This window comes from Noviherbaspirillum sp. (genome assembly GCF_035254865.1).
In the GTDB taxonomy this organism is placed as follows: Bacteria; Pseudomonadota; Gammaproteobacteria; order Burkholderiales; family Burkholderiaceae_D; genus Noviherbaspirillum.
The window spans coordinates 21,410-38,490 of sequence record NZ_DATFAF010000022.1 but is presented as its reverse complement, the minus strand read 5'-3'; the positions used below and the strand labels follow the sequence as shown (position 1 = coordinate 38,490).

Annotated in this window: 14 protein-coding genes; 5 read left to right on the top strand and 9 right to left on the bottom strand. The window is 63.0% G+C overall.

Annotated features, from left to right (window positions below; all coding sequences use genetic code 11):
- Positions 1–79 precede the first annotated feature (79 nt).
- The 4 genes from VJ651_RS06125 to VJ651_RS06110 all read left to right on the top strand — a co-directional run bounded on the left by VJ651_RS06125 (position 80) and on the right by VJ651_RS06110 (position 4,240).
- Positions 80–1,717, top strand: coding sequence for an acyl-CoA synthetase (locus VJ651_RS06125; protein WP_324106585.1), 1,638 nt, complete (start codon positions 80–82; stop codon positions 1,715–1,717).
- Between the two features lie 288 nt (positions 1,718–2,005).
- On the top strand, positions 2,006–2,395 hold the full coding sequence (locus VJ651_RS06120; RefSeq protein WP_324106584.1) for a hypothetical protein: 390 nt from the start codon (positions 2,006–2,008) through the stop codon (positions 2,393–2,395).
- Positions 2,396–2,591: 196 nt separating this feature from the next.
- Entirely contained in the window at positions 2,592–3,515 is a 924-nt protein-coding gene (locus VJ651_RS06115; RefSeq protein ID WP_324106583.1) for an alpha/beta hydrolase, read from the top strand.
- The gene (locus VJ651_RS06110) at positions 3,515–4,240 is read left to right on the top strand and encodes a hypothetical protein (RefSeq protein ID WP_324106582.1); all 726 of its coding nucleotides are present in this window, start codon (positions 3,515–3,517) and stop codon (positions 4,238–4,240) included. Before VJ651_RS06115 ends, VJ651_RS06110 begins: the two co-directional genes overlap by 1 nt.
- Position 4,241: 1 nt before the next feature.
- Here VJ651_RS06110 and VJ651_RS06105 read toward each other — a convergent pair whose 3' ends face one another.
- The 6 genes from VJ651_RS06105 to VJ651_RS06080 form a co-directional block, all read right to left on the bottom strand.
- A complete protein-coding gene (locus VJ651_RS06105) occupies positions 4,242–5,933 on the bottom strand; it encodes a methyl-accepting chemotaxis protein (protein ID WP_324106581.1) in 1,692 nt (563 codons plus the stop codon).
- A gap of 303 nt (positions 5,934–6,236) precedes the next feature.
- Positions 6,237–6,878, bottom strand: coding sequence for a response regulator (locus VJ651_RS06100; RefSeq protein ID WP_324106580.1), 642 nt, complete (start codon positions 6,876–6,878; stop codon positions 6,237–6,239).
- Between the two features lie 141 nt (positions 6,879–7,019).
- On the bottom strand, positions 7,020–8,675 hold the full coding sequence (locus VJ651_RS06095) for a diguanylate cyclase (RefSeq protein ID WP_324106579.1): 1,656 nt from the start codon (positions 8,673–8,675) through the stop codon (positions 7,020–7,022).
- The gene (locus VJ651_RS06090) at positions 8,665–9,063 is read right to left on the bottom strand and encodes a response regulator (RefSeq protein WP_324106578.1); all 399 of its coding nucleotides are present in this window, start codon (positions 9,061–9,063) and stop codon (positions 8,665–8,667) included. Before VJ651_RS06090 ends, VJ651_RS06095 begins: the two co-directional genes overlap by 11 nt.
- A 10-nt stretch (positions 9,064–9,073) precedes the next feature.
- On the bottom strand, positions 9,074–12,238 hold the full coding sequence (locus VJ651_RS06085; protein ID WP_324106577.1) for a PAS domain S-box protein: 3,165 nt from the start codon (positions 12,236–12,238) through the stop codon (positions 9,074–9,076).
- A 62-nt stretch (positions 12,239–12,300) separates the two neighbouring features.
- A complete protein-coding gene (locus tag VJ651_RS06080; protein ID WP_324106576.1) occupies positions 12,301–12,648 on the bottom strand; it encodes a hypothetical protein in 348 nt (115 codons plus the stop codon).
- Positions 12,649–13,153: 505 nt separating this feature from the next.
- On the opposite strand from VJ651_RS06080, the gene VJ651_RS06075 reads away from it, so the two are divergent.
- Entirely contained in the window at positions 13,154–14,296 is a 1,143-nt protein-coding gene (locus VJ651_RS06075; RefSeq protein WP_324106575.1) for a GNAT family N-acetyltransferase, read from the top strand.
- 11 nt (positions 14,297–14,307) lie between these two features.
- Here VJ651_RS06075 and maiA read toward each other — a convergent pair whose 3' ends face one another.
- Genes maiA through VJ651_RS06060 form a run of 3 tightly spaced genes read right to left on the bottom strand, consistent with a single transcriptional unit; the run spans position 14,308 to position 17,073 of the window.
- The gene (gene maiA, locus VJ651_RS06070) at positions 14,308–14,961 is read right to left on the bottom strand and encodes a maleylacetoacetate isomerase (RefSeq protein ID WP_324106643.1); all 654 of its coding nucleotides are present in this window, start codon (positions 14,959–14,961) and stop codon (positions 14,308–14,310) included.
- A gap of 60 nt (positions 14,962–15,021) precedes the next feature.
- A complete protein-coding gene (locus VJ651_RS06065; protein ID WP_324106574.1) occupies positions 15,022–16,044 on the bottom strand; it encodes a fumarylacetoacetate hydrolase family protein in 1,023 nt (340 codons plus the stop codon).
- A 42-nt stretch (positions 16,045–16,086) separates the two neighbouring features.
- Positions 16,087–17,073, bottom strand: coding sequence for a TRAP transporter substrate-binding protein (locus VJ651_RS06060; RefSeq protein WP_324106573.1), 987 nt, complete (start codon positions 17,071–17,073; stop codon positions 16,087–16,089).
- Between the last annotated feature and the right edge of the window lie 8 nt (positions 17,074–17,081).

The window sequence follows — 17,081 nt, the reverse complement described above, 5'->3', positions numbered from 1 at the left end:
TTGTCGGCGACATGACTGCGCGAGGCGCTGTTTCGGCTAGAGTACGTGCTCGTTTAACGCTTCACGCACGGAGAACACTATGCCGAATATGTACGAGGTCGGCCTCGACCGCAATCCCGCCAACTACACCCCGGTATCGCCGCTGAGCTTCATCGAGCGCGCAGCCGACATTTACCCGGAACGGCTTGCCGTCATTCATGGCGGCATCCGCCGCACCTGGAGCCAGACCTATCGCCGTTGCCGGCAGCTGGCATCGGCGCTCGCGGCGCGCGGCATCGGCCTGGGCGATACCGTTGCCGCCATGCTGCCCAATATTCCTGCGATGGTGGAAGCGCATTTCGGCGTGCCGATGACCGGCGCCGTGCTCAATACGCTCAATACCCGTCTCGACGCGGAATCGATCGCCTTCATGCTCGACCATGGCGAAGCGAAGGCCGTGATCGTCGACCGCGAATTCGCCTCCGTGATGAAAGCCGCGCTCGCCTTGTCGAGCCGCAAGCCGCTGGTCATCGATGCCGACGATCCCGAATACACCGGCGCGGGCGAACGCATCGGCAGCATCGAGTATGAAGACTTCATCGCCGCCGGCGATCCGGCTTATGCGTGGCAACTGCCGGCCGATGAATGGCAGGCGATCTGCCTGAACTACACCTCGGGCACTACCGGCAATCCGAAGGGCGTGGTCTATCATCATCGCGGCGCCTTCCTCAACAGCATCTCCAACATCCTCGAATGGGATCTGCCCAAGCACGCGGTCTACCTCTGGACGCTGCCCATGTTCCACTGCAACGGCTGGTGCTTCCCCTGGACCATTGCCGCGCGTGCCGGCATCAATGTCTGCCTGCGCAAGGTCGACGCGCAAGCGATCTTCAGCGCCATCAAGGAACACAAGGTCTCGCATTACTGCGGCGCACCCATCGTGCACAGCCTGCTGATCAATGCGCCGGACGAAATGAAGGCCGGCATCCAGCACCGGGTCAACGCGATGGTTGCCGGCGCCGCGCCGCCTGCCGCCATGATCGAAGGCATGGAAAAGCTCGGCTTCGACATCACCCATGTGTACGGCCTGACCGAGGTGTATGGCCCGGCGGCTGTGTGCGTCAAGCATGAAGCCTGGGATGCGCTCGACATCGGCGAACGCGCGCGGCTGAATGCGCGGCAGGGCGTGCGCTATCACCTGCAGCAGGCGGTGACGGTGATGAATCCGGAAACCATGCAGCCGGTGCCGGCCGATGGCGAAACCATGGGGGAGATCATGTTCCGCGGCAATATCACCATGAAGGGTTACCTGAAGAATGAAAAAGCCACCGAGGAAGCCTTCGCCGGCGGCTGGTTCCATACCGGCGACCTGGCGGTGCTCAATCCCGACGGCTACGTGAAGATCAAGGACCGCAGCAAGGACATCATCATTTCCGGCGGCGAAAACATTTCCAGCATCGAAGTCGAGGATGTGCTGTACCGCCATCCGGCGATCGTTGCCGCCGCCGTGGTGGCCAAACCGGATCCGAAGTGGGGCGAAACGCCCTGCGCCTTCATCGAACTCAAGCCTGGCGCGCAAGTGTCGGCCGACGACATCATCGCGCACTGCAAGCAGCATCTGGCGGGATTCAAGGTGCCGCGCACCGTGATCTTCGCCGAGGTGCCGAAGACTTCCACCGGCAAGATCCAGAAGTTCGCCTTGCGCCAGCAAGTCAAGTCGGTCGACGCGCTCAAGTAAGCACACCCAAGACCATACGCGCCATCCGGATCCGGTTTCCGCTCCGGCGGAAACCGCCCTTTTCGTTGTTCAGTGCAGCATGAACTCATCCCTTCGGACGATTGCGGGACGGGTTTGTCATCCTATGATGCGATAACAAAAAATCAACGTGCTTGCTCGCGGGAGGACCGAGGGAGGCGGTAAGCGGTGCGGATTTTTTGTGGAACGAGATGCACAAAAAAGGATTCGGTCGGGCAGGACTTCGCGCCGCCGACGGACCGGACCATTCCTGGGAAGGAGGAGACAACCATGTCCTATGCCTGGCAACAACTTCAATGCGCGGTAAAGGCGCTCGCAGGTAGCAGCGAGCAGCGCGATCGCCTGGTCACCGCATACAACAAACTGGTCAAGCTCAAGCCGAAGGATTTGCCATCGGAAGTGGCGGCCGATTTCGACCGCCTGGTCGGAAACATTCCGCGCTATCCGGCGAAGAACATTCCGCGTGAAGTGAAGACCGAGGTGCTTTCGCTCAGCGACACGCAGGTGTCGCAGGCGATTGCCGTCATTTCCGCGATGCATGAGGCGGTCGCGGTCTACCAGCCGCGCCGCTTGCATCTCGCCAACGCGCGACGCGCGGTCAAGGATGATCAGCCGGTGCAATGCACGGAATATCCCGCCTACCGCGTCGCGGCGGGGTAAGCTTGGCGCTATCGGAAGGCCGGTCGGGCACGCTCGCGCGGCCCGACTATCCTTTTCCCGCAGGAACGATCTTGCGAAACATGCCGTTTCGTCTACGCCTTTGGCTTGGCCGGCCAAGGATTTGGCTTCGCACGTCAGCTGAAAGAGTCCGCCGCCCGCCTTGCGGCCGCTTACCATTTTCATCATGATCTTCCGTTTGCGATGGCATCTTCTCCTACTCGTCCTGCTGTTCAACCTGGCCGGCTGCGCCGGCGTGTTCCAGCGGACTGCGCAGCTTGCGCTCAATGCCGAGCGCGAGCGCGCCGGACTGGAGCGCAAGGAAATCGATCTGCCGCACGGCCTGCATTATGTCTATCTGGAAGGTGGCCAAGGCGAACCGTTGATGCTGCTGCACGGCTTCGGCGGCAACAAGGACAACTTCGTGCGCGTCGCGCGCGCGCTGACGCCGCATTACCGCGTCATCATTCCCGACCATATCGGCTTCGGCGAATCCTCGCATCCGCCGCAGGCCGATTACACGCCGGCCGCGCAAGTGGCGAACCTGCGCGAACTGGCACGGGCGCTGGGCGTGCCAAGGCTGCATCTCGGCGGCAATTCGATGGGCGGACAGATTGCGCTGGCCTATGCCGCGCTGCATCCGGACGAAGTCGCCAGCCTCTGGCTGATCGACGCGGCCGGCGTCTGGAGCGGCCCGAAAAGCGAGCTCGCTGAAACCATTCTGGGCGGCGGACGCAACCGGCTGATCGTGCGCAATGAAGACCAATTCGCCGACCTGTTCAGCTTCGCGATGAGCGATCCGCCCTTCGTACCGCGTCCCTTCCTCAACGTGCTGGCGCAGGAGCGCATCCGCAACGCCGACCTGGAAGAGCGCATCTTCCAGCAGATTGCAGGCACTTCCGTCGAGCAGCAGATCAAGGGACTCCGCATTCCCTCGCTGGTCGTGTGGGGCGCCGAGGACCGCGTGATTCATCCCGGCACCGCCGAAGTCCTGCACACCTTGCTGCCGCGTTCCGAAGTGATCCTCATGCCTGCAACGGGCCACATGCCGATGCTGGAAAAGCCGCAGCAAAGCGCGCAGGATTACCTGCGGTTCCGCGCGTCCCTGGCGGGTAATCAGTGATGAACTCTGAAGAAAGGGCCGATGCGATGGCATGGTTGCAACAACACCGCGAGAAGTCGCTGCTGGGCCAACTGCTGCTCAAGCATGGCCTGATCTCCGAAGAACAACTGGCGAGGGCGATCGAGCATCAGCGCAAGACCGGCCAGCGCCTCGGCGATATCGTCGCCGAGTGGAACCTGGTAACGCACCGGCATGTGCAGGACGTGCTGCGCAAGCAGCGCAACCTGCGCCTGGCGGCCGCCATTGCGGCGGTCCTGATGGGGCCGCTGCGGGCCTATGCGATGGACCCGGTGCCGCCGGTCCGGGTGACGGCAAGCGCCTCGGTGCACGACACGCACGCCGGCTTGCGCCCGATGACGGAAGACGACCTCGACCGCGTCTCGGCGCAAGGACTGACGGACCAGCTGATCGAGCATGCGACCAAACGCGGGACGCGCGACAACGGCATCCGGGTGCTGGGCGACATGGCGGTGATGCTCAATCCCCTGCTCGGCTTTCTGCAGGCCGACACCACGATCAAGGATGTCGTCTACGACCCGGCCAATGCCGGCGCGACGATCACCAAGGATGGTGCGATCATGCTGAGCCTGCCGAGCTCGATCGGTGAAATCAATTTCGAGAACATCCGCATCCGCGGCACATCGGGGGCGAGTTTCGGCAGCATCCATATCCGCGACATCGACCTCACCGGCACCACCATCGTACTGCGCCCTCTGCATCGCTGAACTAGAATTCCTCCCAATCCCCGGCGACGGCAGCGTGCGTTTTCGCCGAAGATTGCCTGATTCGTGGCACGCTTGGCGCAGCGCTTCGCGTCAGGACTTTGCGAGCGCCGGACGGGAGCGCCGGCGTCTGCATGCCGTCCAGCTTGAATACGCCGACGACCTCGGTCAGCTTGCCGGCCTGGCCCTGCAATGATTCCGATGCCGCGGCTGCCTCTTCCACCAGCGCCGCGTTCTGCTGCGTGACCTGATCCATCTGGGCGATCGCCTGGTTGATCTGTTCGATGCCCGCGGTCTGCTCCAGGCTGGCGGCGGTGATTTCGCCGATGATGTCGGTCACGCGCCTGACGCTGGCGACGATCTCGTTCATCGTGCTGCCCGCTTCGTCGACCAGTTTCGCGCCGGTGTCGACCTTTTCCACCGAATCGCTGATCAGGGTCTTGATCTCCTTGGCCGCGGCCGCCGAGCGCTGCGCCAGGTTGCGCACTTCGCTTGCCACCACCGCGAAGCCGCGACCCTGCTCGCCGGCGCGGGCTGCTTCCACGGCTGCATTCAGGGCCAGGATATTGGTCTGGAATGCAATGCCGTCGATGACGCCGATGATATCCACGATCTTCTTTGCCGAATCGTTGATCGCGCCCATCGTATCGACCACCTGCGATACGACGTTGCCGCCCTTCAGCGCGATTTCGGATGCCGACTCGGCCAGCATGTTGGCCTGGCGCGCATTGTCGGCGTTCTGCTTGACGGTGCCGGTCAGCTCTTCCATGGAGGACGCGGTTTCCTCCAGCGAACTGGCTTGCTGCTCGGTGCGCGAAGACAGGTCGAGGTTGCCGGATGCGATCTGTCCGGAGGCGGTCGCAATGGCATCGGTGCCTTGCCGTACCTCGGCGACGATGTTGACCAGACTGCCGTTCATGTCCTTCAGCGATTGCAGCAGCGCGCCGGTTTCATCCTTTGTGGTGACCTCGATGCGGCTCGTCAGATCGCCGCCTGCAACCGTCTGCGCTACCTTGACGGCAGTCGTGATCGGCCGCGTCACGCCGCGCGTCACATACCAGGCGATGAACGCGCCGCAGGCAATTGCAGTCAGGCTCAATAGCGCCATCAGCATGCGCGCGGTGTGGAAAGCCTCTTCGGCATTGCGTGCGGCCTGAGTGTTGAGCTTCTCTTCGAGCGCAACCAGATCATCCAGCGCGTCCAGCCATTTCCTTTGGACGGGACGAATATCTTGCATGAGCATCTTGACGGCGCCGACCGTGTCATTGTTCAGGCCGATCTCGGTGGTTTTGGCGATCAAGGGCAGAATGGCGCTTTCGATCTCCTTGATGCGCAGAAGCGACGCCTTCTCTTCTGCCGTCGTGCCCGGCGTATCGGCAAATATTTTCGCCAGCTTCTGTTCTGCCTCCATGTAGGCACGGCCCTGTTCCTTGATGCGTTCGACCTCGGGTTTCATTTCAGCCGGCGTCGTCAGCAATACCACATTGCGCACGGCAATCGCTCGATCGTGAACCGTCAGGCGCATCGCGGAGGCCAGTTTCAATTCCACATTGTTGACGTTGACGATTTCAGATAGACGGTCCTGGATCTGACCCATGCGCGTGATGCCGAGTACCGTGATCATGACCAGCAGGGTCAGGACCGACGCAAATGCCAGCGCGAGCCGCGTTCCAATTTTCAAATTTGCAAAACTCATGAGTTTCCTTTCAGGAGACCGGGACAATGACGTAGCGTGCCAGCGGCGCGGTGGCGCAGACGGCGAATGATTTCGGCGGAGTGCGGGCCGAATTATGTGCAAGGTGCCGCAGGGAATGGGCGGCGGGAGGTGTGGCGTCGGGCTTCGACGGTTTTCGGGAACGGGATAGAGGTTCCAGTCTGTGGGGCAGACGTCAAACCGTCGTCAACGACGCGCGGCAAAACAAGAATACCTGGACATTCTGCATGGCAACATCGTTGTTGTAAATCGGGCAGATCAAAATAATTTCTCAAATGAACGAATTCACCTGATGCGCGCTTTCGTCATCATCGGCTTGAGCGCGTTCAAGGTTTCCTCGGCCGCCAGCAGATTCTGTGCAACCTCGTTCAAGCGGCGACGGTTCGAGCGGGCGAAATCGCGCAGCACTTCGAATGCGGTGTTGCGATCGGTCTGAAACTTCGCCATCAGCAGACCGACCGCCATGCTGGTTTCGCGCCCGGCTGCCAGTGCGGCGGTGAGGTTGAATTCGGTGCGCCGCAACTGGCGAATCTCTTCGGCACTGGCGAGCGCGGCTTCGATGGCGGGGATCATCTGCTCACGGGTGAACGGTTTGACCAGATAGCCGAGCGCACCGTATTCGGTCGCTTCCCGTACCAGCGCCAGATCGTCGCGGCAGGACAGGAACATGAACGGCACCGTCGTCTCGGCCTGCAGGCGCTTTGCCAGCTCAAGCCCGCTCATGCCGGGCAGAACAACATCCAGCAGCGCAAGATCCGGTTCCTGCAAGGCGATTCTCTCCAGCGCTTCCTCGCCGGAGGCGGCGCGTTCCGTGATATATCCGTCATGCTGGATCAAGTGGCTCAGCAGATCGAGCGTGACGACATCGTCGTCGACCAGGAGGATGCGCCGCCTGGCGGGTTTTGCGGTGATGAGTGATTTGTCCAAGAAAATGTCCTGCGTGAGAAATGCAGCCGCCCGCCCGGGCCGATGTCGGCCAGGGTCATGTATTACGCGGGCAAGGCAGGAGTAAGGCATCTTCGCGGTCGGCGCCGCGAAAAACTTTGACTTGAATCAAAACCGCATGGTTCAACTCGCCACGCGATTGCGTCCGTTGTTTTTGGCGCGGTAGAGCGCCGCGTCGGCATTGCACAGCAAGGCGTCGGCATCCTCGTCGCCCTTCAGCTGCGCCACGCCGGCCGAGAAGGTCGTGGTGAAGTCTTCCAGTTCCGAGTGGTGACGGATATGCGAAAACGATGCGCGAATCTGGTCCACCACCACCGCTGCGGTGGAAGCCGGGGTGGCGGGCATGATCAGCGCAAACTCTTCGCCGCCGTAGCGGCCGATGATGTCGCCGCGCCGCAGGCGTTGCTGCAACAGGCGGGACACCGCGCGGATCACCTGGTCGCCGACCGGATGGCCGTAGGTGTCGTTGACGCGCTTGAAATGATCCAGGTCGAGCATGGCCAGCGTCAGCGGTGCGCCGCTGCGCCGTGCGCGTGCCACTTCGCGCATCAGGTGTTCCTTCAGCGCGGAGTGGTTGAGCAGGCCGGTCAGGCTGTCGCGCATGATCAGGCCGCGCAGCTCGCGATAGCGCTGCGCGCGGCTCGACAGCGCGGACACCAGATGGACCGGCTTGATCGGCTTGGTCAGGAAATCGTCCGCGCCGGATTCAATCGCATGGAGCTGCTTGTCGACGTCCGCTTCGCTCGACAGGAACACGATCGGCACGTCGAGATACATGTTGTCCTGGCGGATCAGCTTTGCCAGTTCGACGCCGCTGCAGGTCGACATGTACAAATCCATCAGGATCAGTTCGGGCCGGTATTCGCCGAGCGCATGCAGGGTTTCGTCCGCTCTTTCCAGTACCCGCGTTTCCATGCCCGCGCCGCGCAGGACGGTCGCATGGTAGTTGGCCGTTTCCGGGTCCTCGTCGATCAGCAGTACCCGGTACGGCCGCGACTCGTCGCGTGCCAGCAGGCGGTCCAGACGGTCGATCAATGCCACGATGTCGAGCGGCTTGGCGAAATAACCATCGGCGCCGGCGCGCACCGTCGCCAGCCGCGCCGCGAAATTGCTGCGGGTGGAGATGAAGATCAAGGCGAAATGCCGTTCGCCGCGCCGGCGGATGCGCGCGGCCTCCGCTGCGCCGGCCAGGATCCCGGCAGGAAAGCCGAGGTCCATCACGACCGCGGCCGGCACGCGTTGCGCAATCGCCGCGTCCAGGCTGGGCAGCTCGCTGATGATGGTCACCGGATAGCCGAACACCTGCAGCTGGCCGGCGATATCGCGTGCGAGTTCGGCATTGTCATGCACCAGGTAGATCAGCCTGTCCTCGCTATCCTTGCTGTCCGGGTGCGGCGCGGCAGCTGCGTGCGGCAACAAGCGCACCGGTCTGTCGCCTTTCGGATTGGCGGCGGCCCAGCGCAGCAATTCCTTCAAACGCACGGCGACCGGCACAAAATCCTTGCCGCCCGGCGCGGTACCGGCGATGAAGCTGCCCAGCAGCAGCTCCAGTTCCGTCGCACGCAGGCCCAGTTCGGAAAAACCGAAGGTGCCCGCCGATCCGGCCAGGCTGTGCAGCTTCACCAGCAGTTGCTGCACATGGTTGTTGTCGCCCGGCTCCTCCAGGCAATGCTGCAGGCAGTCGCCGAGCTCGCGCAAGCGCTCCGGCAGCCGCGCGCTGTAGGTCTGTTCGATGGCGCGCAGCGCTTCGTTCAGTTCGGGGTCGTCCTTATTCGGCATCGGCCTGCTCCCACAGGCGCCGTATCTGCTGCGCCAGTTGCATAGGATCGAAGGGCTTGGCGACCACGCCGATGGCGCCAAGCGATTGGTACTGCGCGATTTCGCCGGCTTGCACCTTGGCCGTCATGAAGATGACCGGGGTGGCGGCCACCGGCGGCAGCGCGCGCAATCTTGCCAGCGTGGCCGGCCCGTCCATGTCCGGCATCATCACGTCCAGCAGGATCAGGTCCGGCGCCAGGCCGCCGGCCACCGCGTCCAGCGCTTCGCGGCCGGACGTGCATTCGGTCACCTTGAATCCGCCCAGGAGTTCGAGCGCGATCCCGGCCACGACACGGATGTCCGGGTCGTCCTCGACGTAAAGAATCTGGTTGAGCGATCCACGCGGCATTGATCGTCCTTTATTCTCCGCGCGACTGACGAATCAGTTCGTGCAGGATGGCAAGCAGTTGTTCATTGGGCGTGCGCGACTTTACCAGCGCGGCATGCACATTGTCGATGGTTGGCTGATCGACATCTTCGGCTGCGAACACCACGACCGGCGTCGCCGCGTTCAGCGGCGGCAGCGTGCCGAGCAATTCGGAGCCGTGGCCGTCGGGCAGTTGCAGGTCGAGCAGGATCGCCTTGAAGCACTCGGCCGCGAGATGGTCGCGCGCGTCGGCCAGCGTGCGCGCATGCCGGACCGCGACGTCGGGATGCAACAGGGCGGTCACCACCTTCACCAGGTCATGGTCGTCTTCCACATGCAGCACCGCCGGCGCATCGCTCCTGCAGTTGTGCATCACGCTCTGCAAGGCCGCGATCAGGCGCGCCTGGTCGATCGGCTTGGGAATCCAGTCGACAATGCCGATCGCGCCGCCGGTCAGCCTGCGGCGTCCCTCTTCCGCGCGCGCCGACACCACCACCACCGGCAGATGGCGCGTGCTTTCGTGCTGGCGCATCCAGCGCAGCAGCGCAACGCCGTCCTCGCCCGGCAAGGCCAGGTCCAGCGTCATCGCCTCGTAGCTTCCTTCCGCCAGCAGGCGCCGCGCCTGTGCCGCGTCATAGGCGATATCGCTGCGGAGGCCGGCTTGCGCCAGCATCATGCCGAGCAATTGCGCCACGTCCGGATCGTCTTCGCAAATGAGGATGCGGCCATGGCCGGCGCGCATGGCGGAGTGTTCGCCATCGCCGGCGATCAGCGGCAATTCCACAAAGAATTCGGTGCCTCCGCCCGGTACGCCGTCGAAATCGATGCGGCCGTGATGCCTTTCCACGATGGCGCGCGAAATGCTCAAGCCGAGGCCGGTGCCGCCCTTCTGGCGCGAATCCGAGGAATCGGCCTGCGCGAATTTCTGGAAGATGCGTTCGCGGAATTCCCCCACGATGCCCGGCCCCTGGTCGATCACCGACAGGCGCATGCAGTTGGGCAGGCGCGTCAGGCGCACCTGCACATGGCTGCCCTGCGGCGAAAACTTGGCGGCATTGGACAGCAGGTTGATCATCACCTGCACCATGCGGTCGGCGTCCACCGCCACCCGCACGTCCGCCGCCTGCACCTGCAGCTCGAAGCTGACCTGGTACTGCGCGGCGTAATCCTGCATCGCATCGAGTGCCTGCTCGATCAGCGGCAGGATGGGCTGCGGCACGATCTCGAAGCGCATATTGCCCGACTCGATCTTTTCGACGTCGAGGATGTCGTTGATCAGCCGCACCAGGCGTTCGCAATTGTTGTTCGCGATCTGCAGCAGGTGACGGGCGCGCTCCGGGATGTCGCCCGCCACGCCGCCGGTCAGGAGCCCCAGCGAGCCGCGGATCGAGGTCAGCGGCGTGCGCAATTCATGCGACACGGTGGAGATGAATTCATCCTTGATGTGTTCGGCGCGCTTGCGTTCGGTTAGGTCGTAGGCGATGCCGAGAAAGCCCGTGATGCGCTGGTGCTCGTCGCGCACCGCCGTCACCGACAGCATCACCGGCAGGTGGCTGCCGTCCTTGCGGATATAGGTCCACTCATGCTCGTCGGCGAGACCGCGCCGGGTGCGCGCCACCAGCGCTTCGAAGCCGGGCGCGACATGCCGTCCGGTCTCGATGCTCAGCAGATGCGCGCGGGCGACGATTTCCTCCGGATCGTGGAAGACATCCGGCGTGCTCTTGCCAATCAGTTCGTCCGGCTCGTAGCCGAGCATGCGCTGTGCGCCGATGTTGAACAGCCGGATCGTGCCATGCAGGTCGGTGGCGATGATCGAGAAATTAGCGCTGTTGAGGATGGCCTGCTGCAGCCCGGTGGTCTCGGCCAACTGCCGATTCAATGCTGACATGGCCTCTTCGGCTGCCTTGCGCTGGCTGATATCGGTGCCGACGCCGCACACGCCATACACCTCGCCCTTCTCGTTGATCAGCGGCGAACGCACCACCAGGAAGATCGGCCCGTCTCCGTTGACCTGTATTTCGTCTTCCAGCCGCGTGCCGGGGCCGCCTTGCAGCACTGCCTGATCCTTCTCGCGGTTGTAGCGCGCCAGCTCGGGAGGATAGACGTCTTCCACGGACTTGCCCACCAGCTGGCCGGGCGCGAAGCCGAACACCTTCTTGTATTCCTTGTTGGCGAACAGGAAGCGGCCATGCATGTCGCGCCCGTACACGAAGGACGAGGTGCTGCTCATCACCGTCTGCAGCAGCGCGCTGCTTTCGCGCAGCTTTCGCTCGTTGTCGCGGCGCACGGTGATGTCGCGGATGATGCCGGCAAAGCCGCGCCGGCCGCCCAGCCACATTTCATTGACCGTCAGTTCCATCGCGAACAGCGAGCCGTCCTTGCGGCGACCGGTCACTTCGCGGTCCTGGCCGATGATGCGGGTCCTGCCGGTGTCGCGGAAATTCCGCAGGTAGCCGTCGTGCGCGTGATGATAATCGGTCGGCATCAGCACCTTGATGTTCTGCCCGATCACTTCCTCCGGCTGGTAGCCGAAGATGCGCACGGCGGCCGGATTGATCGACACGATCTTGCCGAACTGGTCGAGCGTGATGATGCCGTCGGCCACGCTGTCGACCACCGCATGCAGGCGCGATTCACTCTCTTCCGCAACCGTCAGCGCGCGCAGCAGGGCACGGTTGTTCATTTCCGATTCGGCCCACTGCGCCAGGTCGCGCAAGGCGTCGACATCGCCCGCATTCAGCCGGCGCGGAGCACGGTCGAACAGGCCGAGCGTGCCAATCCGCTTGCCGGCCCGGTCCTGCAGCGCCCATCCGGCATAGAACCGGACCTGGGTCGGACCCGTTACCAGCGGGTTGGTCGCGAAGCGCGGATCGGCGACGGCATCGTCGATCACGCCGGGCCCGCCGTCCGAAGAAGCGCTCTCGCAAAACGGCAGGCAGTAGGGCAAGTCGTCGGCCGCCAATCCCTGGCACGACTGGAACCGTCGCTGGCCGGCTTCGTCCAGCAGCACGAAGGCGATCGGCGCGTTGAATGCGCGCTGCGTGAGGCGCGTGATGCGGTTGAACCGTTCTTCGATCTCGGCGATCTCGGCGCTCTTGGGGAGGGGGCCCGCTGTCGCCTGCGCCGTCTGGTCCGTTGGTCTGTGTTGTTCGAGCATGCTGGGTCCTGGCACACGCATTGCGCCGGCGCTGCGGCGCAATGATTTCGGATTCAATTCAATTATTCGAGTGTCGGCTGCTGCACACCGTCATGCCGCCTTTGCCTGCGTCGGTCCAGCCACCAGGCCAGCAACGGCAAAGCCAGAAATCCGCCCGGCGAGACGAACAGCAGCATGTAGGGACTGAGCGACGCCAGCTTGCGCAACTGCGCGCGGATGGTGCGGCGGTCCGCGTCGTCCCATCGATAGCCATTCCGCTGCTTCATCAGCAGCTGCATCAAGCCCCGCACCTGGGACATTTCTGCCCAGAGCCGCACGCGTTCCCGGTTCTGCAATGCCCACAGGCCGCGGACGGAGCGGCGCGTGAGGTGCGCGGGCGAGCACAGTGCTGTGTGTAGGCGGCGAATCAATTTATTCTTCTGATTGGAGGCGATGAGGAATGCTGTTCTTTTGGTCAGATTCTACGCGACTCTTCGATGCGCCGGATTAAGCCCTACAGGTGATGTGGTTTTTGCGCTGTCGGAACAGCCGCAGACCCGATTCCCGCATGGAAAATGGCAGGGTGTTGGCCATCGCGCGGGCAGAAAGCGGGCGGCCCTGAGGACGAGCTTGCCTGATGGTCCGATAGCGGCGCCGTGTGCGGGCAATCCCAATAAATATAGGAGCAGGACTACCGTCGGTTGCGGATTCTGCCCGCACTTTTGCGCTCACACAAACAAGCGCATTGCAATCGGCAAGCGCGATGAACTCTTCCTCCCCTGACCGTTCAATCTAGACGAGCCCTGCACCAGCCGCATGCGATGAATGGCATGAAGGCGTGATGGCAGGCATGCACGTCGCGGTACTGTCCAGCAAGCACAGCACCTTCAATCAATGACGAACAACGAATCGCCACAAAAATACGGAGACAAGAAGATGAGCGCACGCGGTTCCATTGCTACGGCCATCGACGCCGACCAGCCTCGCGCCGCCCTCGGGGCGGTGGCGGAGTATGGCATTACCATTCAATGCCATGAAGGCCAGGTTCCACCTTTCGCGGAAGCGGCGCTGCTGCGCCTGTACGGCAACCTGTTCTCGTCGCTGTCGCACCTGAGGGTCTATGGCCGCAGCAGCAATATCAGCACCTACGCGGTGTTTGACGATGGCGTGCTGGTCACCGTCTGGCTGTTCCGCCGGGAAAAAAACCATGTGCAGGTGCTGAACGAAGGCATTCTGCTCGACGATCACGAGGTCAGCCGGTTTGCGCGCCACATTCTTGCCACCTACCCCGAAGTGGACGTCATTGCCTTCCATGCGGTGCAGGCCATGGTAAGCCGCCTGCCCTTGCCCTTCGAGCGCTTCAACTGCCTGGAAGACATGGTGATCACGCTGCCGTCCAGCACGGAGGATTACCTTGCCGGCATGGGCAAGGCGACCCGCAGCTATATCCACCGCTATCTGAACAAGCTCAAGCGCGACTTCCCCACCTTCCATTTTCAGGTGGCCGAAGGGCGTCATATCGACCCCGATCACATCCGCGCCATCGTCCAATTCAATCGCAGCCGCATGGCCGGAAAAGGCAAGGTGTCGATCAACGACGACGACGCGACGCAGCGCATCATCCAGCTTGCGATGGAGTGCGGCATGGTGGCCGTCATCACCATCGACGGGCGCGTTTGCGCGGGCACCATCAATTACCGCGCCGGCGAGAACTACTTCCTGGAAGTGCTGGCCCATGAACCGGCCTACAACGATTACCGGCTCGGCACCCTGTGCTGCTACCTGACCGCCTGCGAATGCATCGCGAAGGGCGGCAATGAATACCATCTGCTGTGGGGGCAGGACGAGTACAAGGCCCGTTTGCGGGCAACGCAGCGCAACCTCGACGACCTCGTCCTGTATCGTTCGCGCCTGCACATGTTCGGCCATCCCGACACCTTGTTGCGCAATGCGCTTGCCCGCGGTTTGCGGCGGGCAAGGTTGTGGGCGCGCAGGGTGCGGCGCAGCGGCAATCCCGGCTCCAGGCTGGCTGTCGCCTTGTTGCGCGGCGTACGCAGCCTGCTGCCGGTGCGCTCCTGAGGGCGGGGTATTTACTCTGCGTCTTGCTGTTGCGACGGATGTGCCGCCGCGAAGGCCTTCAGCGCGCTGCAGCGGGCATGGATGGCCATCACGGTCGGGTAGGCCGACATGTCGACCTGAAAGCGTTGTGCATTGAACACCTGCGGTACCAGAAAGCAATCGGCCATCGTCGGTGTGTCGCCATGGCAAAAGGCAGCGGTTTCCGCTTGGTCCGAATTGCGCGCCAGATGCGCTTCGAGCGTGCGCAAACCCTGTTCCGTCCAGTGCCGGTACCACTGCGTCTTGGCTTCTTCGGTCTGCTGCAGGGGCCCTGTCAGGTACTTCAGCACGCGCAGGTTGTTGAGCGGATGGATTTCGCACGCGATGGTCTGCGCCAATGCCCGGACCCTGGCCCGCGCGAAGGGATCGCGCGGCAGCAGCGGTACTTCCGGGTAGGCTTCGTCCAGGTATTCCAGGATGGCCAGCGACTGCGTCAGGATGTGCCCGCCATCCTCCAGGCTGGGAACCAGGCCCGCCGGGTTGATCGCGAGATAGGATTCCTGCAACTGCTCACCGCCGTTTTTCAGCAGATGCACCGGGATCGCCTCATAAGCCAGGCCCTTGAGGTTCAGCGCGATGCGCACGCGGTAAGCGGCCGAGCTGCGAAAGTAGGTATGGAGTTTCAGCATTGTTGAGATGATTCAAAGTAATGATGTGAAATATCGCCATGCGATAAACAGCGTGGGCTATGCCGGCTTTGGATATTTCGCCACCGTCTGCTCGATCGCCCCGAAAATGCTGTTGCCTCGCGCATCCTCCATTTCGATGCGCACCGTGTCGCCGAACTGCAGAAAACCGGTTTTCGGCGCGCCGCTTTCAATCGTCTCGACCATGCGCACTTCCGCGATACAGCAGTAGCCGACGCCGCCCTTGCCGATGCTCGACCCGTGCAGGCTGTCGTGCTTGTTCGAGACCGTGCCGGAACCGACGATAGAGCCAGCTTCGATTTCGCGCGTTTTCGCGAGATGGGCGACGAGCTGACTGAAGTTGAACGTCATGTCGACTCCGGCGTTCGGCTTGCCGAAGGGCCGGGCATTCACCTGCACCAGCAGCGGCAGATGCAGCTTGCTGTCGCGCCAGTCATCTCCCAGCTCGTCCGGCGTGACTGCCACCGGGGAAAACGCGCTGGCCGGCTTCGACTGGAAGAAGCCGAAACCCTTCGCCAGCTCCGCCGGGATCAGGTTGCGCAAGGACACATCGTTGACCAGCATGACCAGTCGGATCGCCTTGGCGCACTGTTCGGGCGTCGCACCCATCGGCACATCGCCGGTGATGACCGCGACTTCCGCCTCCAGGTCGATGCCCCATTCCTCGCTCAGCGCATACATCGGATCGCGCGGACCGACGAAGGAATCGGAGCCGCCCTGGTACATCAGGGGATCGGTCCAGAACGAGGCCGGCACTTCGCTGTTGCGCGCCCGGCGCACCAGCTCCACGTGATTCAGATAGGCCGATCCGTCCGCCCACTGATAAGCGCGCGGCAGCGGCGAATGGCATTGCGTCTCATCGAAGGGCTGCGCGTGGCGGGCGGCGCCGTTGTTCAATGCAAGATAGACCTCCCGCAATTGCGGCGCGGTGCGTTCCCAGTCGTCGAGCGCGGCCTGCAGTGTGCGTGCGATGTGCGGCACGGGCTGGCATTGCGTGAGGTCGCGGCTGACCACCACCAGCGTGCCGTCGCGGCCGCCGGTCTTGAGTGTGGCGAGTTTCATGGTTCCTTGTCTTTCTTGTTCAGGCGGAGGGTTGGTGAAAGATCACTTCGTGTCGAGCTGACGGGTCACCTCCGCGAACATGTCCTGTCCGACTTCCTTCGAGAACATGTCCCACACCGGCTTGACCTTGTCGCGCATGCGCGCGCGCTCGGCCGGCGCGACCTCGTTGACCAGCAGGCCCTTCGCAGCCATCTGCGCCTGTGCGGACGCAGCTTGCTCGCGCGCCACCTTGCGCTGGTAAGTGCGCGCCTCCAGCGCAGCGTCGCGCAGGACCGCACGGTCGGCCTCGGACAGCTTGTCCCAGAACTTCTTCGACACCAGCGGCACGAATGCGCCGTAGGCATGTTTGGTCAGCGACAGGTACTTCTGCACCTCGTTCAGCTTCAGCGCGGCAATCACCGCGGTCGGTGTGCCCTGTCCATCGACCGTGCGTGTTTCCAGCGCGGTGTATAGCTCGGGCACCGCGAGCGGCACCGGATTGGCGCCCAGCGCCTTGATGGTTTCCTGCGAAATCTTGGCCTGGATCGCGCGGAACTTCAGACCCTGGAAGTCCTCCACCTTGGCGATCGGATGCTTGCTGTTGGTCGCATTGAAGAAACCGTTCTCCCAATACGCGAGGCCGACCAGTCCCTTGGCCGGCAGCTTGTCGAGCAGTTTTTGGCCGGTTGCGCCGTCCAGCACTTTCTCCGCTTCCTGCTCGTTGCTGAAGAGGAAGGGGAAATCGAGGATCTCGAATTCCTTCACCATGCCGGTCAGCGTGGTGGTCTGCGGCACAGTGAATTCGATGGTGCCGCCCTGCAGCGCGGACGTGACCTGCACGTCGTTGCCGAGCGCGCCGTTATAGAAGGGCTTGATCTTGATCTTGCCCTTGCTCTTGGCTTCCACCAGTTCGACGAACTTGGCCACGCCCTGCCCCTGATGCGATTTTTCGGGCAGCGTCACGGCGAACTTGGCGGTCGTCTGCGCCAGCGCCGAGCCGGCCAGCAGGCTTGCGATCGCGAACGCCATCAGTGTGTGCATTGGTTTCATGACTTGTT